We start from the raw sequence: 22,114 nt of genomic DNA on the forward strand, positions 1-22,114 counted from the left end.
CTCCCTAACCCTCCCCCTCTGCGAGGTGGAGGGAACTGCCGCCGCTTCGCGGAAGGCACCCTCTCCCGCAGAGCGGGGGAGGGTCGGGGAGGGGGCAAAGTTTCCAGTAGGTTCAGTTCACCAGCGGCGGGCGGCGCATCCCCGGCAGGGGAGAGGGATTGCTGCGTTGCGGCCGGTCGCCACCGGATGCGGCCTGCTCCGCGGCGTCGAGCATGGCTTCGGCCTGCTTCTGCACGGCGGCGGCGCGGGCCTGGTCCATGGGGTCGGTGCTTTCCTTCCGGACATAGCCGGCGGCCTGCTCGGCGAGGTCGAGGGTTTCCACCACCTCGTCCATCGTTTCCTCCAGCGCGGTCACATCGACCTTTTTGCCGGTCATTTCGTCGTCTCCCGTCGTTGCGGTCGGACAAGCCAACAGGAGCTGGGCGTTCGCCGTTCCCGATTTGGTAATCCGTGCAGCCACCGGAAAAAAATCGGGAAGAGCGTGGGAATAGTTTTTTGCAGCGCACGTTCGTCTGTGTGTCCGGTGGCGCCCGCCACCCATCCTACCCAGGCTTGCGAAATCCCCACATGAGCAACCCGAAGCGTTCGATCCGGTCTGCGGCCTTGGCCGCGGCGATGCTCGCCGTGACTGCCGGCCACGCGTCCTTCTGGTCCTGGCGCAACGCGCCCACTCCTGTGGACGCCGTGCCGGGTCGCATCGAATCCGTCTCCTACTCCCCGTCGGGCCGCAGCTACGACCCGAACCACCAGCCGGTGGTCGATGCGGTGGAGCTGGACCGCGACATGACCGCCATCGCCGGCTTCGCCGACGGTGTGCGCACCTATTCCACGCTGGGCTCCCAGGGCGACGTGCCGGCCATCGCCGCCAAGCATGGCCTGGACGTCACACTGGGCGTCTGGCTGAGCGACGACAAGGCGCGCAACGAGCGCGAGGTCGCCCGCGCCATTGTGCTGTCCCGCACCGTGCGCGGCATCGAGCGCGTCGTGGTCGGCAACGAGACGCTGCTGCGCGCCGAGCTGACCGACGCGGAGCTGGCCTCCTACATCCGCCGCGTCCGCGCCGGCGTGCCGAAGCACATCAAGGTCGGCACCGCCGACGTGTGGTCGGAGATCGTCAAGGCCAAGGAGACCATCGCGGCGTCGGACTACATGGGCGTCCACGTCCTGCCCTACTGGGAAGGCGTGCCGGTGGACAAGGCGCTGACCTGGATCCGCGACCGGCTGGACACCGTGCGCAAGGCGCATCCGGGCAAGCCGCTGTTCGTGGGCGAGGTGGGCTGGCCGTCGGGCGGCGAGAACTTCCACGACGCCTACCCGACGCCGCAGGCCCAGGCCTTCGTCGTCCGCAACTTCGCCGCCGAGGCGGGGATGCTCGGCATCGACTACAACGTGGTCGAGGCGTTCGACGGCGTGTGGAAGTCGAGCATCGAAGGCTCGCCCGGCCCGACCTGGGGCGTGCTCGACGCCGACCGCGCGCCGAAATGGCCGCTGGCCGGCGACGTCCCGGCGCCCTGGGGCGACCGTGCCGGCGCCGCCGTGGCGCTGACCCTCGGCCTCGCCTTGTCGGCCTTCGCCGCCTTCCGCCGCCGCACCAACATGACCTACGCGCTGGCCGCCTCGGTGGGCGCCAACATCGTCGGCTTCGGCGTCGGCTCGGCCGTCGCCGGCGCCTACGCCGAATATTTCACCTTCGGCGCGGCGACCACCTGGGGTTCCGCCTTCCTGCTGGGCGCGCTGATGATGTCGGTGGCCTTCGCCGACCTGACCGAGGTGGCCCGCCGCCTGTTCACCGGCCGCGCCCCGGCCCTGCTGCCGCGGGTTCCCGCGGTGCCGGAGCACAAGCCGATGGTGTCCGTGCACATCGCCGCCTGCCGCGAGCAGCCTGACGTGCTGGCCGCCACGCTGACCTCGCTGGCCCGCGTCGACTACCCGGACTACGAGGTCGTCGTCCTCATCAACAACACCGAGGACGAGGCGCTGGTCCGCCCGGTCGAGGAGCTGTGCGCCGAGCTGGGTCCGAAGTTCAAGTTCCACTGGTACAAGACGATTTCCGGCTTCAAGGCCGGTGCGCTGAACGCCGCGCTGCGCCACACCGACCCGCGCGCCGAGATCGTCGCCGTGCTCGACGCCGACTATACGGTGGAGCCGGACTGGCTGAACAAGCTGGCCCCGACCTTCGCCGACCCGCGCGTCGGCATCGTCCAGGCCCCGCAGGAGCACCGCGACGGCCATGAGACGCCGCTGAAGGCCGCCATGACCGCCGAGTACCGCCCCTTCTTCGACGTCGGCATGCAGGAGGGTCTGACCTCCCAGGCCTTCGTCTGCCACGGCACGATGATCATGCTGCGCCGCTCCGCCATGGAACAGGTCGGCGGCTGGTCGGAGGAGGGCATCTGCGAGGACACCGAGCTGGGCATCCGCATCCTGTCGGCCGGCTACCGCGCCGCCTACACCGACGAGCGTCTGGGCCAGGGCCTCGCCCCCGACAACTTCATGCAGTTCCGCAAGCAGCGCGACCGCTGGGTCTTCGGCTCCACCCAGATCCTGCGCGCCCACTGGCGGAAGTTCCTGCCCGGCGCCACGGAGCTGACGCTCGGCCAGAAGGTCGGCTACCTGACCAACTGGGCGCGCTGGTGGTCCGACGCGGTGGGCGTGCTGGCCGCCGGTGCGGCGGTCACCTGGACCTTCGCCTCGCTGGTCCTGCCGCTGCACCTGCCGCCGGTCCAGGCCACCGCCGCGGTGCTGGGCGCCCTGGTCCTGCGCGCCGGGTCGAGCCTGCTGGCCTCGCGCTACGCCTCCGGCAACTCGTGGAAGGAGAGCTTCGGGGCCTGCGCCGTGGGCATGGCGCTGTCCACCACGGTGGCGCTGGCCGCTCTGCGCGGCGTGGTCCGCAAGCGCGACGCCTTCCGCGTCACCGCCAAGGGCGGCAAGCGGACCCAGGGCGCCTTCTGCGCCAAGCCGGAAGCCTGGCTGTCGGGTGCGCTGCTGGTCTCCGCGGTGACCGCGTGGCTCGCCAACCCGTTGGGCACCCTGTCGCTGGAGCTGTGGGCGATCCTGCTGACGGCGATGGCCGTGCCCAACCTGATGGCCGTGGGCCTCGCGATCGGCGACATGCTGCCCGCCGGCACCCCGCGCCCGGCGCCGCTGCCCGCCCCGCAGGGCGTGGTCCAGCCCGCCGCCGCGCCGGCCAAGGCCGCCAACGAGCCGGTCGCCGCGTAACCGCGCAGCTCTGAACGGAGAAAACCCCCTTGCCGCCGGCAAGGGGGTTTTTCTTTGTCGATGGTTCAGCGCTTGCCCTTCTTCCCCTGGATGCTGGTGATCTGCTGGGAGGCAAAGTTCCCCTGGCCCATGGCGGCGTTGAAGGCGGTGCCGACGTTGTTGAACTGGATGCCGCCGCTGGCCAGGGCCGCGGGCAGATGCGGCAGCGGGCCGAAGTTGGTCATCATCGGATCGAAGAAGCCCTCGGGCGGCAGGCCGCCGTTGCCGGTGGTCACGCCCGGCTGGGGTTTCGGGGTCGGAGCCTTCGCCGGAGGCGGGGCCTGCGTCGGAGCGGCGGCCTGGACCGGGATCGGCGTTTGACCGACGGGAGCCGGCGCGGCCGCCTGCTCCGCGACTCCGCCCCCAGCGCCACCACCGGAGCCGTCGCCGCCCTGGATGACGTACTGCTCCGTCACGTTGCTGTCGCCGAAGGACAGGGCCAGCGAGCTGTCGAAGTTGTTCACGATGAAGGGCGCGTCGATGAAGGTGAAGTTCGGCACGATGGGTTCCGGCGGCGGCTGACGGCTGGCGGCCAGCGCCTGCCCCTTGTTGAAGCCGCCCAGGAAGCCGGCGTCGCCGCGGATCTTGGCGATGGCCTGCTGGTGGGTGGCCTGCCGGCTGACGGTGGGGTTGGTCACCGTCGCCCCCGGAGGCGCGCCGCGCCGGGCGGCGTTGACGAAGACGGGCTGGCGCGGCAGCAGCGGCGGCATCCCCATGCCCATCCCCATCGACATGCCGACCGCCGCGCCGAGCTGCGGGTTGACGGAGAAGCCGCCGGCGTCCTGGGCGGCGGCGGCTCCGCCCAGCAGCGCCAGGGCGGCGAGGCCGGACAGCAGCGGCGCGAAGCGGCGGATGCGGATCATGGCGGGGCTCCTCTGTTCGGCGGTGTGCGCTGATCCTAGGGCGGCCGGGCGGGGCGCCGCTGTGAGGCGGACCACAGCTGGGGCGCTTTACGCCTCTTCCTCAAAAGGGAAGTTCTTGCCGAAGGGGTGATCGGGCATCGGGGCGGCCTGCGGGGGCATCGGCGGCATGGGCATCGGCTTGAGGTCGGGCTGCGACGGGCCGCGGCGGCAGGCGGTGTGGCCGTTGACGGTCTCGCAGGTCAGCGCGCCCGGCCCGGTCACGCAGGTCGTCCGGTCGTTGACCGTTTGGCACGACAGCGAGCCCGAACCGCGGCTGCACACCGTCTTCCCGTTGACCGTCTGGCAGGCGAGGTTCTCGGCGGCGGCGGTCTGCGGGGTTCCGGCCAGGACCAGGATGGCGGCGAGCGCACCGAAGACCGGCAGGGCGAAGCGGAGCATGGCGGCAGTCCTCCCATGAGGAATCCGAAAGGGGGCGCCGCCTTGCGGATTGGCGGCGCCGGTCGGGGTGGATCACTGGGTCTTGAGACTATTGGGCCTTGAGACCGAACAGATTCTGCCCGGCGGCGTTGCCGATGCCGGCGGCGACGTTGGTCGTCACCCCGACGTTGGTGTCGAGCAGGCCGCCCTTGCCGAAGCCGAAGGTGACGCCGGTGACGTTCTGCTTCGCCTTGTTGCCGATGCCGGCGGCGACGTTGGTGGCGACGCCGACGTTGGTGTTCACCAGCGACCCGCCGGTGCCCTGCTGCATGGTGAAGACGTTCTGCTTGGCCTTGTTGCCGATCCCCGCCGCGAGGTTCGTCGCGACGCCGACGTTGGTGCTGGAGAGCGATGGCGCCGCGGCGAAGGGGCTGCCGAAGCCCGGCTGCATCATCATCGGGTTGACCGGCATGCCGCCGGTCTTCAGGTCGTTGGCGAAGGCGTGGGGGGCGGCGAGCAGCGTGGTGGCGGCGACGGCGATCAGGGTCAGGCGGCGCATGGGCTGGGTCTCCTCCGGGGCTATGGGGCCGTGTGTGGCTCGATGTCCGTGGAGGAGAGGGTAGGCGGGTGCCGCCCCCGCCGCTGTGGCCTGGGCCACAGTCGGGGCGTGATTTGAGACGGTTCTAGAAGTCCGCTTGTCCGATCGGCTCCGCCTCGGCGTCGCGGTGCTCCAGGCTGGCGCGCACGGTGCGGCGCAGGTCGTCGGGCTGGATGGGCTTGTGCAGCAGGGCGCATTGCGCGCCGGCGGCCTCGCGCAGCCGGTCGGACGAGGTGTCGCCCGTCAGCAGCACCCCCGGCAGATCGGGTCCGAAGCGGCGGCGCAGCGTGTCCATCAGCATCAGCCCGGTGTCGCCGTCCGGCAGGCGGTAGTCGGTCAGCACGAGGTCGGGAGCCAGCGCGCCGTCCACCAGCTCCAGCGCTTCCGCCACCGAGCCGGCTTCCGTCACGCGGTAGCCCCAGCCGTCCAGCATCAGGGCCAGCGCCATGCGGATCACCGCGTCGTCCTCGACCAGCAGGACGGAGGCGTCGCCGTCCGCCTCACCGCTTCCGGCGGCGGAGTCGTCCGGTGAATCGCCGCAGTGCCGCTGGTCGAGAATGGCCCCCGCCGGCAGGGTGACGGCGAAGCAGGAACCCCTGCCCGGCGCCGAGGTCACCTCGATGGTGCCGCCGAGCATGTGGACGAGGCGCCGCGCGATGCTGAGCCCCATGCCCAGCCCTTCCCGCCGGTCGCGGGCGATGTTGCCGATCTGGTAGAAGTCCTGGAAGATGCGGTCGAGCTGGTTCTCCGGAATGCCGATGCCGGTGTCCCACACCTCGAAGCGCAGGGCGCCGCCGCGCCGCCGCGCGCCGAACAGCACGCGGCCCTGCCGCGTGTAGCGGATGGCGTTGGTCAGCAGGTTGCGCAGCACCCGCTCCAGCAGGCCGCCGTCGGTGCAGACGCCCAGCCGCACCGGCACGGTGCGCAGCGTCAGCCCGGAGGAGGCGGCGACCGCCCGGAACTCCCCGTGCAGCCGCTCCATGATCGACCCCACCTCCACCGGTGCGGAATGGGGGGTGACGAGGCCGGCTTCCAGCTTGGAAATGTCGAGCAGGCAGTCGAGGAGCCCGCCGAGCGAGGCCACCGTGTCGCGGAGCTGGGTGGCGATGCGCCGCGCCTCCTCGGGGATCGGCTCCTTCAGCAGCAGCCCGGACAGCAGGGTCAGGGCTTGGGCCGGCTGGCGCAGGTCGTGGCTGGCCGCCGCCATGAAACGCTCCTTGGCGTCCAGCGCCACGTTCAGGTCGCGCTCCATCGACTTGATGGCGGAAATGTCGGTGACGCTGGACACCACCGCCTCGGGCCGTCCGTCGGCTCCCGGCACCGGATGGCTGGAAACGCGCAGCCAGCGGGTCGGAGCCGCCGCCTCGTCGCCCTCGGCGATGCCGACGATCTGCTCGACCACCGGCTTTCCGCTGTCCACCGCCTTGGCGGCGGGCGGCAACCCGGTCAGCCGGGCGCCATCGGCGCCGATGAAGCGCCGCCGCGCCGCGCGGCCCGCCCGGTCGCCGGGCTTGCGGCTCTCGAAGGGGTGGGCAAGGGGATCGAGCAGCACGCCCGCCGGGCCGGCCATCAGCCGTTCCGCCATGGCGTTGGCGACCATCACCGTGCCGTCGCCCGAACGCATCACCAGCCCTTCGGACAGCGATTGGACCAGCGTGCGGTGCCGTCGCTCGCTCTCGGCGAGGGCCTGTTCCGCGGCCCGGCGGGCGGTCACGTCGCGGAAGGCGACCACCGCGCCGGTGATCGACCCGTTCTGGAGAATCGGGGAAACGGTCAGTTCCGCCACGAAATCCTCGCCCCCCTGGTGCCGCAGGAGCCCGTGGGCCACCTGCCGGACCAGCCCGTCGGCCAGCGACAGCGTCAGGGCGCGCCGGCCTTCCTCCTCGGCGTCGCCACCGATCAGCGCGGCGAAGGAGCGGCCGACCAGCTCGCTGGCGCCGAAGCCGGTCATCGACTGGGCCGCGGCGTTCACGAAGGTGACGGCGCCGCGCGCGTCCAGGCCGCAGATGCCGTCGGCCACCGCCTGAAGGATGTGGTGATAGGCGGCACGGGTGCGCTCCGCCTCGTCGCGGGCGTCCTGAAGCTCGCTGACCCAGGCGTTGCGCTCCGTCACGTCGGTGATGGTCAGCAGGACGTCGCCCTTGTCGACCCCGTCCGGCCCGGCCTCCAGCTCGACGACGCGCGCGTCGGTCAGCCCGTCGATGGCGCTGTGGGCGCCGACGAAGGCGTATTCCTGCCGCGTCCATTGCCCGGAGTCGCGCAGCCGGGCCAGCGCCGTGAACAGGCGGCCATGATCCAGCGACTCCACCATCAGGGTCAGCGGGCGGCCCTTCAGCCGGCGGAGCGGCAGGCCGAACTGCCGCTCCGCGGCGGCGTTGGCCTCGCAAATGATGCCGGCGGCGTTGACGGTGAAGCAGGCCAGCGGCACCGACTGGAAGAGCTGGAGATACTGGATGCGCGAGGCTTCCAGCGCCTGCTGGGCGGTGCGCAGCTCCTCGTTCTGGATTTCCAGCTCGGCCTGATGGACGTACAGCTCGTGCAGAACCTCCTTGAGCGTGGTCGCCGAGACCTCCGCTCCTTCGAAGCCGCCCGAGTTGAGAGCCTGTTCCGCGCGCTTGCGAAGCCGTTCGTTGCGGAATACGTTCACGCGGCGCCCCCGGCCGTCTGGTTCTTGGCAGTCAATGGTCCGGATTTCTTCTGGCCGTTCCGCCGTCCGCTGGCGCGCAGTTCCATCCGCTTCCGGTTGGTGATGTCGATGTGGCTGACCACCGCTCCCCCTGACAATCCGGCCAGACGGCAGGCGTGCATCATGAACCAGCGCTCCTCCTTGTCGGAGTGACAAGGGTATTCGATGGTGAACTGCTCGATGTCGCCGGACAGGATCCGGCGCAGCCCGTCGTTCACGGCACGGGCGATGTCTTCGCCTTCGGTTCCTTCCTCGGCGTTGCACACATCAAGATAATTGGTTCCCGGCCCGCAGCGGTCCAGCGCCGGGGCGCCGTTCTTCTCGCCGAACATGCGCCAGGCGTGGTTGACCATGGTGATGGCGCCATCGGAATCGATGACCGCCACATGCTCGGGCAGGCTGTCCAGCACCGTCTGGAGTCGGTGCTCCGCGGCCTTGGCGGCGGTGACGTCGACAAAGGTGACGACCACACCGGCCACCTGATTCTTTTCGGTCAGGTACGGAAGGATCCGCGTCTGGATCCAGCGGTCGCCGCGCACCGGGACATGGCGTTCCACCGGTTTGTGGTCGTGGAAGACCCGTTCGATGTCCTTGAGGAAATCCGGATACTCGATGTTGGTCGACAGGTGTGAGATCGACCGCCCGACGTCGCGCGGGATGATGTTGATGAAGCGCGCCGCCGCCGGGGTGAAGCGCCGGATCACCATGCCGGCGTCCAGGAAGACCGTGCCGATCTCGGTCGAGCGCAGCAGGTTGTCCAGGTCGTTGGTGACCTCCGTCAGCTCCTCCACCTTCGCCTGATACTCGGCGTTGACGGAATACAGCTCCTCGTTGACGGACTGCAACTCCTCGTTGGTACTCTGCAACTCTTCGTTGGAGGCGAGAAGCTCCTCGTTGGTCGCCTGCAGTTCCTCGTTGGCGGTCTCCAACTCCTCGATGGTGGCCTGCAGGTTCTCGCCGCGGGAAACCAGCTCCTGCTCCAGCCCGCGGATGCGCTCCGCGGTGTCGGTGTCGAAGTCGAAATCGCTGTCCGGCAGGGCCAGCGCCGGGGCGCTGGGGTCGAGCACGATCAGCGCGAAGCGCCGGCCGGTCTTGCGGGCGACGAAGGGCTTCACGCGCAGGCTGACGGCGGGCAAACCCTCGCGGTCCTTCACCGGGATGTTCGACAGGGCGAATTCCTCGCCGGAGCGGAAGGCCCGCGTCAGCGCGGTTCCCACCACCATGGAAACCGAGGAGGGCAGAAGTTTCAGCGCGTTCAGCGTGGCCTCGCCCGGCGGCACCTTCAGGATCGTCGACGCCTCGCCGAACACGTGCATGATGTTCATCTGCTCGTTGACCAGCAGGCTGGGCGGCACATAGGCCCGCATCAGGGTCGAGATCGCCTCGTCGATGGCGGCCCCTTCCTCCTGCGCCTGCGACATGGTCTCGTCGCCATGGCGGTGCACCGGGGCGGCGACGGTGGGGACGAGCAGCCGCGACAGCCTGTGGGTGCCGGTGCGCAGGCTCTGGAACAGCTTGTTCCGGCTGTCCAGCACGTGGAACTCCGCCGACAGGTCGCCCAGCGTCTCGCTGGTGCCGAGGAACAGGAAGCCGCTCTGCCGCAGCGCGTACTGGAACAGGCTCAACACCTTCCGCTGAAGGGGCGAGTCCATGTAGATCAGCAGGTTGCGGCAGCTCACCAGGTCGATCTTGGTGAAGGGCGGATCGCGCATGATGTTGTGGGCGGCGAAGACCACCATCCGGCGGATGTCGCGCGACACCAGATAATGGTCGCCGCGGGCGATGAAGTAGCGGGTCAGCCGCTCGTGCGACACGTCCTCGGCGATGGAGCGCGGGTATTCGCCCAGGCTGGCGATCTCGATGCTGTCCTGGTCGATGTCGGTGGCGAAGATCTTGACGTCGAAGGACCGCCCCATCCGTTCCTGCGCCTCGGCGAAGAGGATGGCGATGGAATAGGCCTCCTCGCCCGTGGCGCAGCCGCAAACCCAGACGCGCACCATGTCGGTGGGGCTGCGCTTGGCCAGCAGGGTCGGGATGACCTTGTCGGCCAGGGAGGCGAAGGCCCCCTCGTCGCGGAAGAAGCGGGTGACGCCGATCAGCATCTCCTTGTAGAGGCTGACCGTCTCGGCGCTGTTGCGGCGGAGCAGGGCGGCGTAGTCGCTCATCGAATCGAGGCCGGCGGTGTGCATCCGCCGCTCGATCCGGCGCAGCAGGGTCGCCAGCTTGTAATGCGAGAAATCCACCCCGGTGACCGAGCGGATGGCCGCCACGATCTGCGCCAGGGGGTCGTTGTCGCGGTCCTGCGGTTTGGTCGGGACGGGCAGGTTGCGCGACAGCACACGGCCGGCGTGTTCGATCAGGCAGCCCGGCAGCTTGTCCGCCGTCTTCACGGCGTCCACCTGCCCGGTGGCGATCGCGCTGCGCGGCATGCCGTCGAACTGCGCCGATTCGGGGTCCTGCGCGGCGGTGAATCCGCCCGCCGACTTGATCGCCAGCAGGCCGCGCGTTCCGTCCGACCCGGTGCCGGACAGCACAACGCCCAGCGCCCGCGGCCCCTGGTCCTTGGCGAGAGCGGTGAAGAAGATGTCGATGGGCAGGCTCATGCCCCCGGCGGCGTCCTTGGCGGTCAGGATCAACCGCCCGTCCTCGATGGACAGGTGCTTGGCGGGGGGCAGCAGATAGACGGTGTTGCGCTCCACCGCCATGCCGTCCGCGGCCTGCACCACCGACATTGCGGTGTGCTTGGCCAGCAGATCGACCATCAGGCTCTTGTGGACCGGCGACAGATGCTGGACCACCACATAGGCGAGGTCGCTTTCGCCCGGCACGTTGTCGAAGAAGCGCTGGAGTGCTTCCAGACCGCCGGCCGACGCGCCGATGCCGACGATGCAGCAGACCCGGTCACGCCCTTCCGGATAGGGGCCGTAGACGGAGACCGTGTCCTCACCCTCGTCGGGTGGCGTGGGGGCGTCGGCGATGGGGTGATCGTTGTCTTCTGGTTCCACGGAGCACTTCGGGTCTGCGGGAGTAAAGGACGGTCTACTGAATTATTTGCCGTCCGACCGTGACATTCAAACCCTCCCTCGCGCGGTGCCTTTCCTTTTTCATGCGCACCGGCGGTTTTAAAACGGCGAAGGGTTAGGCGGCTATATAGGAAGCGTTCCTGCCAGTCAATCCGGACAATCCGCCCCCTTCAGGAGCCGCATCGCGCCGGCATTCGGAAGATCAGGCGCGGAGCGGCGTGTGTTCTGTCCTTGACGTTGCGCATATGACTAATGGATTTTTGGCGATGTGTTTAATGATTTTCAATTTCAGCTTCGGCGCGGCGCTGAGCCGAGACTTTCGAATGTACGGTGATTTTCCATATCCATTTCCTTTCAATGCCCCGAGAGCGATTGCGTGAATTCATTGTACTCAGACGTCTCATTCCTTTTTGCGATCGCCGTGCTTCATGGCGGGGGTGAAAGATAAAAATCGATGGGATTTGCCACCAGCGCACAGCTTACCCAGAAGGTATGATGTGATACGGGCACAACACTGTGCAGGATCTGTTGCCCCGTTCGCTTATGTCGCTTTACGCGATTGGCGCTTTGCGCAATCTTTAATCCGTAGCCACTAATCATGAGAAACGTAGGAAAGGAGTGCGCCAGATGGAGCGCGAGGACGAATGTGCTCTCGACCGATATATCGCGGCGATTCCGCTTAACCTGAGAGTAGTGGCCAGGGCTGCTTACGAGGAGCTGTCGAACAATCCCTTCCTGCCGGTCTTTTCCAAGGACGAAATCGCGCGGTTGGTCTGCTCGCCAGGATTTCAGAGTTACTTGGAAAGTGAAAACCGGACCAACGCCGGTCCGTTGATGATGCTCTGTTCGGCGGGGTTTGCGACGCGCCATTGACGACGCATTTCTGACGAGACGCAGCCGTCACAACGCGACGCAGCCACTCTCCTGCAGGCCGGCGGCCACCCCGCCGGCCTGAATTTTGTCCGACGGTTTTACCGTTCGAGGCCCAGCGGCGGCATGCGGGCCTCCACCGCGCCGCTGCTGGCCGCCTTGATCAGCGGGGCCAACTCGGCCAGCGCCGGGCGCAACCCGGCCAGAACCGCCACGGCTTCCACCAGATCGCCCTTGCCCGAGGCGAGATCGAGGATTTCCCGGATCAGCGGCTTCGGGCGCGGATAGCCGGTCACGGTGACCGGATCGTCCGGCGCCAGCTTCGCCGCCTGCTTGGCGAGCGTCAGCGCGGTGGCGACTCCGCCCAGCTCGTCGATCAGCCCGAGATTTTTGGCCTGGGCGCCGGTCCACACGCGGCCCTTGGCGGCGTCCCGCGCCTGTTCGGGGGTGAGGTGCCGGGCCTCCGCGACGCGGGACAGGAAGGTGGAATAGCTGCTGTCGATGATGGCGTTCAACCGCTCCTCCCCGGCGGGGCCGAAGGGACGGAAGGGCGACCACAGGCCGGCGTTGGGGGCGGTGTCGAGGACGCCCCAATGCACGCCCAGCCGCTCCGACAGGCCGGCGACCGACATCTTGCCGGCGACCACGCCGATGGAGCCGGTCACGGTGGCGGGGGAGGCGACGATGCGGTCGGCGGCCAGCGCGATCCAATAGCCTCCGGACGCCGCCGTGCCGCCCATGGTGGCGATCACCGGCTTGCCCGACTGGCGGGCCTTGACCAGGGCGCGGCGGATCGTCTCGGACGCGGTCACGCTGCCGCCGCCGCTGTCGATGCGGAACAGGATGGCCTTGACGTCGGGATCGTCCACCGCGTCCTCGATGGCCGACACGATCGTCTCCGACCCGGCGGTGACCTCGCCCAGGCCGGGCTTGCCGCTGTCGCCGCCGGTGATGGTGCCGGTGGCGTGGATCAGCGCGATGGTCGGGCCGCTGCGGTTGGGCGGGCCGGCGATGCCCAGATAGTCCGCCGCCTCCATGGTGTCGGCGCCGGGCGCCGCCCCGGCGCGGCGCAGAGCCTCCTCCCGCGCCTCGTCGGCATAGCCCAGCCGGTCGACCAGCTTGGCGTCCACCGCCTCGCGGTCGATCAGGGGCGCGCGGTCCATCGCCGCCTTGACGGCGGCGGGGGGAAGGCGGCGGCTCACCGCCACGCCGTCGACGATCTGGTTGGTCAGGTCGCCGAGCAGGGATTCCATCATCTCGCGGTGGGCGGGCGTGAAGTCCGTCCGCATGACGCTGTCGGCGAGGCTCTTGTACTCCTCGCGCTGGAAGACCTGCGGCTGGATGTCCAGCTTGTCCAGCGCGCCGCGGGCGAAGGGGATCTGCGCCGACAGGCCGGTCAGGCCGAGCAGCCCCAGCGGCTGCATCCACACCTCGTCGAAGGCGCTGGCCAGCAGGTAGGAGCGGTTGCCCGCCCCGGTGTCGCCGTAGGATTCGGCGAAGGCGATGGCGAAGCGGCCCGACGCGCGGAACCGCTCCACCGCCGCCCGCAGCTCTTGCACCTGGGCGAAGCTGGCGCCGTCGCCGCCGAAGCGGGCGAGCACGCCCTTCACCCGCGGGTCGGTGCGCCCACGCTCCAGCGCGTCGAGCACCTCCTGGAAGGTCGTCTCGTGACCGAGGAAGCTGCCCAGCCGGTCCACGCTGCCTTCCGCCAGCGGGTCGCGGAGGTCCAGCTCCAGCACCACGGTGTCGGGCAGGGAGGGCTCGTGCCGGACCGCCAGGACGACCCCGGTGACCACGGCGGCCACCACGAGGAAGCCGATGAGGGCGAACAGGCGGACAAAGAACCTCAGCATCCGGGGGCTCCGGTGGTTGCGCGGCGTCAGCGGTCCTGCTTGTGGTAATCGCGGTTCGGCATCATGTCCACCGCCGAGGCGACGCGGTTCGACATGTTGTAGAAGGCGGCGGTGTCGGCGATGTCGAAGATGTCCTCCTCGCCGAAGCCGGCGTCGCGCAGCGCCTGCCGGTCCGGCTCGCCCATGGTCCAGGGCTCCTTGGTCAGCTTCCATGCGAAATCGAGCATGGCGCGCTGGCGCGGCTCCAGCGTGGCGGCGCGGTAATTGAAGGCGAGCATCTCGCCCAGCTCCGGATCGCCGGACAGCTTGCGCACCGCCTGCCCGTGGGCGACGAGGCAGTAGTAGCAATGGTTGGCCGAGGACACGACCACGGCGATCATCTCGCGCTCCAGCTTGGACAGGCCGCTCTCGCCGACCATCAGCTCGTTGTAGAGCTGGGCGAAGGTGCGCAGCTTCTTCGGGCGCAGGCTGTAGGCGCGCAGCACGTTGGGGACGAAGCCCAGCTTCTCCTCGCACTTGGCGAAGAGCGCGGCCATGTCCGGGTCGAGGTCGGGCGTCTCGGGAACGGGCAGGGCCATGACGTGATCGGGCTGCGGCATCGCGGTGGTCTCCTCCGGTGTGTCGGCTTCGTTTCGGCCGGCGTCGTTTCGGCCGTCAGGGTAGCCGGGCGGCGGCGCTTCGCAAAGCCCCACCTCCGGTCAGTCTCTCTTCACCGAGGGTTGCAACCCAGCCTTTCGTGCGTTGTCTCTCGCCAAGCCATGGTTGACCATGCGAAGACTGCATCCACTTCCAAAGCAGTGGTTCCAGCGATGAACGATCCGGGCGGCAAAGGCGCGCCCAGGCTCGGCCTCCTCTCGGTTCTGGTGGTCGAGGACAGCGCCTTCATCCGCAACGTGCTGACCGCGACCCTGCGCACCATCGGGGTGGGCGCGGTGCATGCCGAGCCGGGTGGGGCGGAAGCCATCCGCTTCCTGGAGGAGCGCCGTGCCGCCCTGCCGCCCGGCACGGCGCCGGTGGACGTGATCATCACCGATCTGGTGATGCCCGAGGTGGACGGGCTGATGCTGTTGCGCTGGCTGCGCTGCAGCCCGAAGTCGCCGGACCGCTTCCTGCCCGTGCTGATGCTGTCCGGCGCCGCCGACCGCCATTATGTGGAGCAGGCGCGCGACCTGGGCGCCACCGACTTCATCGCCAAGCCCTTTTCGGCGGCCATCATCGCCAGCCGCCTGCTGGCGGCCATAGCGCGGCCGAGGCGCTTCGTGCTCGCCAAGGGGTATTTCGGACCGGACCGGCGGCGGACGCAGCGGTCGGTGGCGATGGATTGCCGGATGACCGGACCCAGGGAAATCCTGGTGGTGCACAGCGCGTCCAGGGCGGCGGGCATCGACCGCTATCCGGTCGTCCATTTCGACCTGCCCAACCGGCTGGGCGCCAAGATGGGCATCGCGCCGAAGGACCCCGTGCCGACCCTGCCCGACGAGGTGCTGGCGGCGGCGGAAGCGGAGATCCAGAACCGGGCGGGCGATTACGCCACCTGGATCGCCGGGGAGGTGGACGAGCTGGCCCGCCGCGTCGACCGGCTGGGCGCGGACGCCGCCGCGGTCCCAGCGCTGGCGGCGCAGATCAACCGCTCCGCCCACGAGATGCGCGGGCAGGGCGGCATCTTCGGCTATCCGCTGATCACCCGCATCGCCAAATCGCTCTACGAGGCGACGCAGGGCGGCTTCCCTGCCGTCACCGGCAACGAGCGCCTGCTGCTGAAGGCCCATGTGGACGCGATCAAGGCGGTGATGGCCGGGCGGATCAGCGGCGACGGCGGGGCGATGGGCCAACAGCTTCTCGCCTCGCTGGACCGCGCCAAGAAAAAATACGCCAAGCCGGAGAGCGACGGCGATCCGGGCTGACCTCCCATTTGAAAAAACAGCCAGCACTGAAGCCGTGTCGCGATTCAGCATTCGTGTGTGGATCGAGGTTTTGCTTGGTCTGGTGGCCTGTATTGACAAGAAGGCGAATGAGGAGTGGTTTTTCCGGGACCGCTGATGCCAGAAAGACGATCGATGGGCGCAAGGGACACATTGCGGCGGGCATGGTTGGTCAGCCTGTAAGGTGAATCTGAACACCGCAGATGTCTCCGACTCCGCCGGAGCCCAGAAATGCCTGGGGGCGGGTTCGCGGTCATACCGTGGTGGTGAATCGTTGAACGAGTCTTCGGGTGGATGACCCGCTGGAGAGGTCTGGTCCGCGGCTATGAAGCCCGGATCAGGTATGACGCAGCTCACCATGGCAGGCCCGCAATCCCGCAATCGCTTGGGTTGTCAAGTGACCTCCCGGCACAGATTGCGTACGTTTCTGTCATGTTGGAAATAAAGTATGGGGCTGTTCGCAAGGGGAATCCGCCGCAAGGCCATCTCCCAAAAAACGTTTGTCTGAGATGCATCGTACATTGACGAGAGTATATATTATAAAATACAATTTAAAAAATCTTTGGGGAAAAATCATGTACAAGTACTTGTATTGGGTGAGATTGGACGCTGAAACGACAGGAGAAATGTATAAAATATTTCTGATAAACATAGCAAAGCTTGGTGGCGAGCCCGTCGGGCCCGGAAGAAGTTTTCAGTGGGTGGTGAGTAGCTCTTCCAATAATAAGGAAAATATAGCTACGGCATGCAAATCTGGCTTAAGCTCAAGCAAAGATATTGTTCATGTGGAAGAGATAACAAGGACAACGATTTTACAAAAACATCAATATTGCATGAGTGTCATTAAAAAGATTTTTGGGAAAGAGGATTATAAATTTCCTTACCCAAATTTCAGCGATAAATTAAGTTAGATAATTTTCTGTGTGATGCGTGATTTTAAGTTTGCTCAAAAATTCAAGCCGTGACGCGTCGTTTGGCGGCGAATCAAAGCATTGCTTGGCTGTGCTGCTCTCGGCGGCTTTTCCGTGATTGCGAGAGCCTATTCGAGACAAGCCTGCCGCGGCTCTCACCGCGATGAGCCGTAGCATGCTTCGGCGCTTGGCTCGACCATGGGGCGCCGCAATTCCGCGAACAGTCCGTAAGCGCCCTTTTTACTTCCAGCGGATTCCCGCCTCGCGGCGGATCTCCTCCATGCGCTCCAGCGCCGGCTTGAAGCCGGTCAGGGAGAAGCGCACCTCCGCCTTGCCGCCCGCCGGGGCGGAGCCGACGGCGGAGACCTCCTTGGCCGGAGTCAGCCGCTCGACCAGCTTGGCGTTTGTCTCCGGATCGACCACCGCGCAGGTGTTGGTCTCCCACTCGAAGCGTTCGCACGGGTATTCGGGTCGGAACAGCGCCCGGTCCACCCAGACGCGGACGATCTTCGACAGGTCCATCGTCTGCTCGTCCAGCCGGAAGCGCATCCCCTCCAGCCAGCGCTCGCTGGAGCGCAGCCAGACGAGGCGCGACCGCCGGTCGCTGCCGGGGCGGGACAGCAACTCGCATTCGACGCGGCGCGGCTCGCTCCAGACCTGGCAGTAGAGGCGCCAGTCCTTGAAGGTCTCCGCATGCTCGCGGTAGGCCGGGGCCGGGGCCGGGGCCTGGGATTGGGTCTGGGATTGGGTCTGGGTTTGGGCGGCGGCGGGAAGGGCGGCGACCAGCAGGAATCCCGCGATCACGCCGCCACACCACGCCGCCGTCCTGCGTCCCCGCATCGGGCTCAGCCCCGCGCGTAGGCGCGGTGGCGCAGCAGATGGTCGGCCAGAACGCAGGCCATCATTGCCTCGCCGACCGGGACGGCGCGGATGCCGACGCAGGGGTCGTGGCGGCCCTTGGTCAGGATGTCGGTGTCCTTGCCCTGCAGATCGACCGTCTGGCGCGGGGTGAGGATGGAACTGGTCGGCTTCACGGCGAAGCGCACCACAACGTCCTGCCCGGTCGAAATGCCGCCCAGGATGCCGCCGGCGAGGTTGGACCGAAACTCCGGCTCGCCGTCGGGGCCGGCGCGCATCTCGTCGGCGTTCTGCTCGCCGGTCAGGGTGGCGGCCTCGAAGCCGTTGCCGATCTCCACACCCTTGACGGCGTTGATGGTCATCATGGCGCGGGCGAGATCGCCGTCCAGCTTGTCGTAGAGCGGGTCGCCGAGCCCGGCGGGCAGGCCGGAGGCCACCACCTCAACCACCGCACCGATGGACGAGCCGCTCTTGCGGATGCCGTCCAGATAGTCGGCCCATTCGGCGGCGGCCTGCGGGTCGGGGCAGAAGAAGGGGTTGTTGTCGACCTCCGCCCAATCCCAGCGGCTGCGGTCCACTTTGTGCGGCCCCATCTGCACCAGCGCGCCGCGCACGGTCACGCCGTCGCCCAGCACCTTGCGCGCCACGGCACCCGCCGCCACGCGGCAGGCCGTCTCGCGCGCCGACGAGCGCCCGCCGCCGCGGTAGTCGCGGATGCCATACTTCTTCCAATAGGTGTAGTCGGCGTGGCCGGGCCGGAATTTGGACGCGATCTCGCTGTAGTCCTTGGACCGTTGGTCGGTGTTCTCGATCATCAGCGAGAGCGGCGTGCCGGTGGTTTGCCCTTCGAAGACACCCGACAAAATCCTGACCTGATCCGGTTCCTGGCGCTGGGTGGTGTAGCGCGACTGGCCGGGGCGGCGCTTGTCAAGCCAGGGCTGGATGTCCGCCTCGGTCAGGGAGAGCAGCGACGGGCAGCCGTCCACCACCACGCCGATCGCCGGCCCATGGCTCTCGCCCCAGGTGGTGAAGCGGAAAAGCGTTCCGAAGCTGTTGCCGGCCATGGCGAGGACCCCCGATGCGACGCGATGTTGCCGTACATTGTACGGTGGAGCGCGTTTCTTGCGGCGTTTCGGCCGGCGCGTCAAGCGCGAGGGGCTTAAAAAGCGCCCTTCTGCTCGCGCCGGCGGTCGAGTGCCACCTCGAACTGGCGCAGCAGCTTGTGCGTGGCTTCGAAGTAGAGCTTGCGCTGCGGGTTGTTCTTCATGCAGCGGGCGTCCAGATGGGACACGCTGGTCAAGGCGGAGACGCAGTAGCCCAGCAGCCAGTAATGGGATCGGATCTTGCGCAGATAGTCGCGGAAGGGTTCCGGCTGGCCGGCCATGAAAGCGGAGAAGCTCGCCTCGTAATCGGCGAGAATCTGCCGGATGTCCATCAGCGTGGTTTCCAGCAGCTTGCCCACCTTCTCGATGTGCATCAGAAGCTGGGTCTCATAGGGCTTGTGCATGCGGATATCGACCGGGATGCACTCCCGCGACTTCAGCCAGTTCAGGATGATCCGCGCCCGCGGCGCGATGCGGCGAAGCTGGTACTCGTAGAAGGTCGTGCCCTTCCAGGCGCTGAAGATCTGGTCCGCTTCGCTGCGGTCGATGCCGAAGGCCGAGACGAACAGGCCGGCCTCCTCAAGCTCGGGATTCCAGATCGCCTCCAGGAAGCGTTCGATGCTCTGGGCACCGCTGCCGCCGCCGTCGATGGCCTTGCGGACGATGGGTTCGATGCGCGCCCGGATGAGGCGGCGGAGCTGCTGGTCCTCGGTGTCGCTGATCGCCCAGTGCCGCTTGTCCACCGCGACCTTTTCGCCTTCGAAGCACGCCTTCAGCAGGAAGGCGTCGAGCGACGGCACGCTGTCGATCAGGGTGAGGGTGCGCAGGTCCGCGGCCGCGGCCTCGCTGTTGGCCTCGCCGATGCCGAACTGTTCGGCCAGTAGGAGGTTGCTGTTGCGGGCGCGCAGATAGATGGCGAGGCCGCCCGCTTCGGTGTGTTCGACGCTGTGCGGAATGTAGATGCCGGTTTCGACCGGGCGCGATGCGGCGTCGCCGTCCTCATCCTCGTCGGCGATGGGGTTGGCGTAGTCGTCGGCGTCTTCATCGAAATTCGGATACTTGAAGAGAATGGCCTTGTTCAACCCACGGGCACGAAACAGGCGGTTTTCTTCGGGGATCTCGCGGGTGATGGTGATCAAGTTCATCGAGACGCTGGAGCCGCCGTAGAGAATTTGCTCCAGAATCGGGGACACCGAATCCGATTGACGCCGTGCACGCATCCGACCGTCACCTTCCGCAACCTTCCGTATGTGTGAAGAATAGCGGTATGCTGCGGCGCGCAAAAGTAAGTAATACGACGTTCGGTAAAAAATGTCTCAAATGGGGTAAGGACGTTTCCGGCGGGCGTTCCGGAACGAACCGGACACGCCCGCCGTCGCCGGAAGCCTGGATCAGGCGGGCTTGCCCGCGCCGCCCAGCGACCCCAGGAGCTGCGACACCTCGGCCGCCGCGTCCACCGCGACCATGCCGACGGTGTGGTAGCCGGAGTCGACGTGCATGACTTCGCCGGTCACGCCGGTGCCGAGATCGCTCAGCAGGAACAGGCCGGCGCCGCCGACCTCGCCGATGGTGACGTTGCGCTTCAGCGGGGCGTTCAGCTCGTTCCACTTCAGGATGTAGCGGAAGTCACCGATGCCGCTGGCGGCCAGCGTCTTGATCGGACCGGCGGAGATGGCATTGACGCGGATGTCCCGACCGCCCAAATCGACCGCCAGGTAACGCACGCTCGCCTCCAGCGCGGCCTTGGCGACCCCCATCACGTTGTAGTGGGGCATCACGCGCTCGGCGCCGTAGTAGGAGAGGGTGAGGAGGCTGCCGCCGTCCTTCATCAGCGGAACGGCGCGCTGCGCCACCGCGGTGAAGGAGTAGCAGGAGATGTCCATCGTGCGCAGGAAGTTGGCCCGCGTCGTGTCGAGATAGAGGCCGTCCAGCTCGTTCTTGTCGGAAAAAGCGATCGCATGAACCAGGAAGTCCAGCTTGCCCCATTCCTTCTCGATGGCGGCGAAGGTCGCGTCGACGCTGGCCTCGTCGGTGACGTCGCAGGGCAGCAGCAGCGGGGCGTTGACCTGCTCGGCCAGCGGCTTCACACGCTTCAGCAGCGCGTCACCCTGATAGGTGAAGGCCAGTTCGGCGCCATGCTGCGCCAGCGTGGAGGCAATTCCCCAGGCGATCGACCGATCGTTCGCCACGCCCATGATCAGGCCGCGCTTGCCGTCCATGAGCGGCTTCGGGTTGGACATCCGTACCTCGTGCATCCAGAGTATGCTTTGAAAAGTGGGCCGCATCCTACACGAAAGACCGGCCCGGTCAAACCAAGGCGGGAGGCGTCCTGTGGCTGAAACCGAAGGCACTTCGAAAGGGGCGTGGAACCCCTTTGTGCGCGTTCGGGAAATCGGCGGCTTCATCGCCTATTCCTCCATGCGCTTCTACAACGACAATTGTTTCCAGACCGCGGCCTCGCTGACCTACACCTCGCTGTTGGCGCTGGTGCCGCTGATGACCATCGGCTTCGCGATCTTTTCCGCCTTTCCCGCCTTCAACGCGCTGCAGTCGCGCATCCAGACGCTGCTGTTCAAGAACCTCGTGCCGGAGAACAGCGACGCCATCCTGCAATATCTGGCGGCCTTCATGGCCAACGCCGGGCAGATGCCGGTGTTCGGCATCATCGGGCTGGCGATGTCCGCCGTCCTGCTGATCTGGACCATCGAGGGGTCCTTCGCCACCGTCTGGCGGGTGCGCGAGCCGCGCTCCTACGTCACCCGCATCCTGTCCTTCTGGGCGGTGGTGTCGCTGAGCCCGCTGTTCGCCGGCGCCAGCCTGTCGCTGTCCAGCACCCTGTGGACGGTGCTCCAGTTCGCCCATCTGGAGGGCTTTGCCGACCCGCTGGTCGGGATCGGGGCGATCCTGCCCTTCATGCTTCAGCTCGTCGGCTGCACGCTGCTCTACGTCATCATCCCGAACCGCGAGGTGGGGTGGATGGATGCCGCCTGCGGCGGAGCGGTCGCCTCGCTGCTGCTGGAGACGTCCAAGGCCGGCTTCGCCATGTACATGAAGGAGTTCCCGGCCTACCAGACGATCTACGGCGCGCTGGCGACCGTGCCGATCTTCCTCTTCTGGCTCTACATCGCCTGGTCCACGGTGCTGTTCGGCGCGGTCATCACCGCCTCGCTGCCCGAATGGCGGGCCGGCAAGATCACCCGCGGCGGGCCGGAGGGGCTGCTGCCCGCGCAGCGGCTGGGGCTGGCTCTGGCCGTCCTGCACGAGCTTCTGGAGGGCGCGCGGCTCGGCGTCGGCCTGCGGCGGCGGACGCTGGTCGGGCGCGTGCCGGTCGGCACGGTGCTGATCGACGGCATCCTGGAGCAGCTTCGCGACGCCCATTGGGTGGCCCACACCACGCACAACGCCTGGGTCGTCACCCGCGACCTCAGCGAGGCCACGCTCTACGACCTGATGAAGGCGCTGGGCATCGGGCTGCGCGGTTCCGTCCGCGGGCTGGGCGGGCTGGAGCTGCCCTGGCAGGACCGCACGGCCCAATTGCTGGAGCAGGCGGAGCGGAACCAGGAGGAGATGCTTGGCGTGCCGATCAAGGACCTGCTGTCCGACCGGCCGCTGGAGACGGGGCCGCTCGAAGCGGGGCCGCGGGAGCCGGAGTCGCAGGACACCGGAGCGGCGGGGGAGGGCTCCGGCGCGGTGCCGCTGCGGGCGAAACGCTGGCCCTGAAGGCTCGCCGGGAACGCCGGCCTTGTGGGCGT

The 22,114-nt window shown here is 67.6% G+C and carries 17 protein-coding genes; 5 read left to right on the top strand and 12 right to left on the bottom strand.

Translation table 11 applies throughout. From position 1 onward, the window contains the following. Window positions 1-112 precede the first annotated feature (112 nt). On the bottom strand, window positions 113-376 hold the full coding sequence (locus tag DXK32_RS23760) for a hypothetical protein (RefSeq protein WP_114860762.1): 264 nt from the start codon (window positions 374-376) through the stop codon (window positions 113-115). 191 nt (window positions 377-567) lie between these two features. Between DXK32_RS23760 and DXK32_RS23765 the strand changes: the two genes are divergently transcribed. Then, complete coding sequence (locus tag DXK32_RS23765) at window positions 568-3,219, top strand: glycosyltransferase (RefSeq protein WP_114860763.1); 2,652 nt, start codon at window positions 568-570, stop codon at window positions 3,217-3,219. A gap of 65 nt (window positions 3,220-3,284) precedes the next feature. Here DXK32_RS23765 and DXK32_RS23770 read toward each other — a convergent pair whose 3' ends face one another. The 5 genes from DXK32_RS23770 to DXK32_RS23790 form a co-directional block, all read right to left on the bottom strand. Further along, window positions 3,285-4,121: a hypothetical protein gene (locus tag DXK32_RS23770; protein ID WP_114860764.1), complete on the bottom strand. Its 837-nt coding sequence runs from the start codon at window positions 4,119-4,121 to the stop codon at window positions 3,285-3,287. 87 nt (window positions 4,122-4,208) lie between these two features. Then, window positions 4,209-4,559: a hypothetical protein gene (locus DXK32_RS23775; RefSeq protein ID WP_114860765.1), complete on the bottom strand. Its 351-nt coding sequence runs from the start codon at window positions 4,557-4,559 to the stop codon at window positions 4,209-4,211. An 88-nt stretch (window positions 4,560-4,647) separates the two neighbouring features. Continuing rightward, window positions 4,648-5,097 (bottom strand): hypothetical protein, encoded by a 450-nt coding sequence (locus tag DXK32_RS23780; protein ID WP_014240906.1) that lies wholly within the window; start codon window positions 5,095-5,097, stop codon window positions 4,648-4,650. 124 nt (window positions 5,098-5,221) lie between these two features. Next, window positions 5,222-7,783: a PAS domain S-box protein gene (locus DXK32_RS23785; RefSeq protein WP_114860766.1), complete on the bottom strand. Its 2,562-nt coding sequence runs from the start codon at window positions 7,781-7,783 to the stop codon at window positions 5,222-5,224. Then, window positions 7,780-10,827: a chemotaxis protein CheB gene (locus DXK32_RS23790; protein ID WP_114860767.1), complete on the bottom strand. Its 3,048-nt coding sequence runs from the start codon at window positions 10,825-10,827 to the stop codon at window positions 7,780-7,782. Before DXK32_RS23790 ends, DXK32_RS23785 begins: the two co-directional genes overlap by 4 nt. Window positions 10,828-11,472: 645 nt before the next feature. Between DXK32_RS23790 and DXK32_RS23795 the strand changes: the two genes are divergently transcribed. Further along, a complete protein-coding gene (locus tag DXK32_RS23795; RefSeq protein ID WP_109069585.1) occupies window positions 11,473-11,718 on the top strand; it encodes a hypothetical protein in 246 nt (81 codons plus the stop codon). Between the two features lie 98 nt (window positions 11,719-11,816). On the opposite strand, the gene sppA is transcribed toward DXK32_RS23795, so the two are convergent. Together sppA and DXK32_RS23805 are read right to left on the bottom strand one after the other, a co-directional pair. Next, entirely contained in the window at window positions 11,817-13,568 is a 1,752-nt protein-coding gene (gene sppA, locus DXK32_RS23800) for a signal peptide peptidase SppA (RefSeq protein WP_114860768.1), read from the bottom strand. 26 nt (window positions 13,569-13,594) lie between these two features. Beyond that, window positions 13,595-14,167, bottom strand: coding sequence for a peroxidase-related enzyme (locus DXK32_RS23805; protein WP_114860769.1), 573 nt, complete (start codon window positions 14,165-14,167; stop codon window positions 13,595-13,597). Window positions 14,168-14,377: 210 nt separating this feature from the next. Between DXK32_RS23805 and DXK32_RS23810 the strand changes: the two genes are divergently transcribed. Together DXK32_RS23810 and DXK32_RS32335 are read left to right on the top strand one after the other, a co-directional pair. After that, on the top strand, window positions 14,378-15,472 hold the full coding sequence (locus DXK32_RS23810; protein ID WP_114860770.1) for a response regulator: 1,095 nt from the start codon (window positions 14,378-14,380) through the stop codon (window positions 15,470-15,472). A 593-nt stretch (window positions 15,473-16,065) separates the two neighbouring features. Beyond that, a complete protein-coding gene (locus DXK32_RS32335) occupies window positions 16,066-16,401 on the top strand; it encodes a hypothetical protein (RefSeq protein WP_162801327.1) in 336 nt (111 codons plus the stop codon). Window positions 16,402-16,641: 240 nt separating this feature from the next. On the opposite strand, the gene DXK32_RS23815 is transcribed toward DXK32_RS32335, so the two are convergent. The 4 genes from DXK32_RS23815 to fabI form a co-directional block, all read right to left on the bottom strand. Further along, window positions 16,642-17,205 (bottom strand): hypothetical protein, encoded by a 564-nt coding sequence (locus tag DXK32_RS23815; protein ID WP_247877310.1) that lies wholly within the window; start codon window positions 17,203-17,205, stop codon window positions 16,642-16,644. Between the two features lie 41 nt (window positions 17,206-17,246). Further along, on the bottom strand, window positions 17,247-18,323 hold the full coding sequence (aroC, locus tag DXK32_RS23820; protein WP_114860772.1) for a chorismate synthase: 1,077 nt from the start codon (window positions 18,321-18,323) through the stop codon (window positions 17,247-17,249). 95 nt (window positions 18,324-18,418) lie between these two features. Then, entirely contained in the window at window positions 18,419-19,555 is a 1,137-nt protein-coding gene (locus DXK32_RS23825) for a hypothetical protein (protein WP_247877311.1), read from the bottom strand. 198 nt (window positions 19,556-19,753) lie between these two features. Further along, window positions 19,754-20,602, bottom strand: coding sequence for an enoyl-ACP reductase FabI (gene fabI / locus DXK32_RS23830; RefSeq protein WP_014240881.1), 849 nt, complete (start codon window positions 20,600-20,602; stop codon window positions 19,754-19,756). Window positions 20,603-20,738: 136 nt separating this feature from the next. Here fabI and DXK32_RS23835 point away from each other — a divergent pair, with 136 nt between their 5' ends. Beyond that, on the top strand, window positions 20,739-22,082 hold the full coding sequence (locus tag DXK32_RS23835; RefSeq protein WP_114860774.1) for a YihY family inner membrane protein: 1,344 nt from the start codon (window positions 20,739-20,741) through the stop codon (window positions 22,080-22,082). Window positions 22,083-22,114 lie beyond the last annotated feature (32 nt).

The organism is Azospirillum brasilense (assembly GCF_003349955.1).
Classification (GTDB): Bacteria; Pseudomonadota; Alphaproteobacteria; order Azospirillales; family Azospirillaceae; genus Azospirillum; species Azospirillum brasilense_B.

What these genes read in the sequence shown, in the direction of transcription:
- DXK32_RS23760 (WP_114860762.1), bottom strand. Translation starts at nt 376, where the DNA reads ATGACCGGCAAAAAGGTCGATGTGACCGCGCTGGAGGAAACGATGGAC.
- DXK32_RS23810 (WP_114860770.1), top strand. Translation starts at nt 14,378, where the DNA reads ATGAACGATCCGGGCGGCAAAGGCGCGCCCAGGCTCGGCCTCCTCTCG.
- aroC (WP_114860772.1), bottom strand. Translation starts at nt 18,323, where the DNA reads ATGGCCGGCAACAGCTTCGGAACGCTTTTCCGCTTCACCACCTGGGGC.
- DXK32_RS23775 (WP_114860765.1), bottom strand. Translation starts at nt 4,559, where the DNA reads ATGCTCCGCTTCGCCCTGCCGGTCTTCGGTGCGCTCGCCGCCATCCTG.
- DXK32_RS32335 (WP_162801327.1), top strand. Translation starts at nt 16,066, where the DNA reads ATGTACAAGTACTTGTATTGGGTGAGATTGGACGCTGAAACGACAGGA.
- DXK32_RS23770 (WP_114860764.1), bottom strand. Translation starts at nt 4,121, where the DNA reads ATGATCCGCATCCGCCGCTTCGCGCCGCTGCTGTCCGGCCTCGCCGCC.
- DXK32_RS23795 (WP_109069585.1), top strand. Translation starts at nt 11,473, where the DNA reads ATGGAGCGCGAGGACGAATGTGCTCTCGACCGATATATCGCGGCGATT.
- DXK32_RS23805 (WP_114860769.1), bottom strand. Translation starts at nt 14,167, where the DNA reads ATGCCGCAGCCCGATCACGTCATGGCCCTGCCCGTTCCCGAGACGCCC.
- DXK32_RS23780 (WP_014240906.1), bottom strand. Translation starts at nt 5,097, where the DNA reads ATGCGCCGCCTGACCCTGATCGCCGTCGCCGCCACCACGCTGCTCGCC.
- sppA (WP_114860768.1), bottom strand. Translation starts at nt 13,568, where the DNA reads ATGCTGAGGTTCTTTGTCCGCCTGTTCGCCCTCATCGGCTTCCTCGTG.
- DXK32_RS23765 (WP_114860763.1), top strand. Translation starts at nt 568, where the DNA reads ATGAGCAACCCGAAGCGTTCGATCCGGTCTGCGGCCTTGGCCGCGGCG.
- fabI (WP_014240881.1), bottom strand. Translation starts at nt 20,602, where the DNA reads ATGTCCAACCCGAAGCCGCTCATGGACGGCAAGCGCGGCCTGATCATG.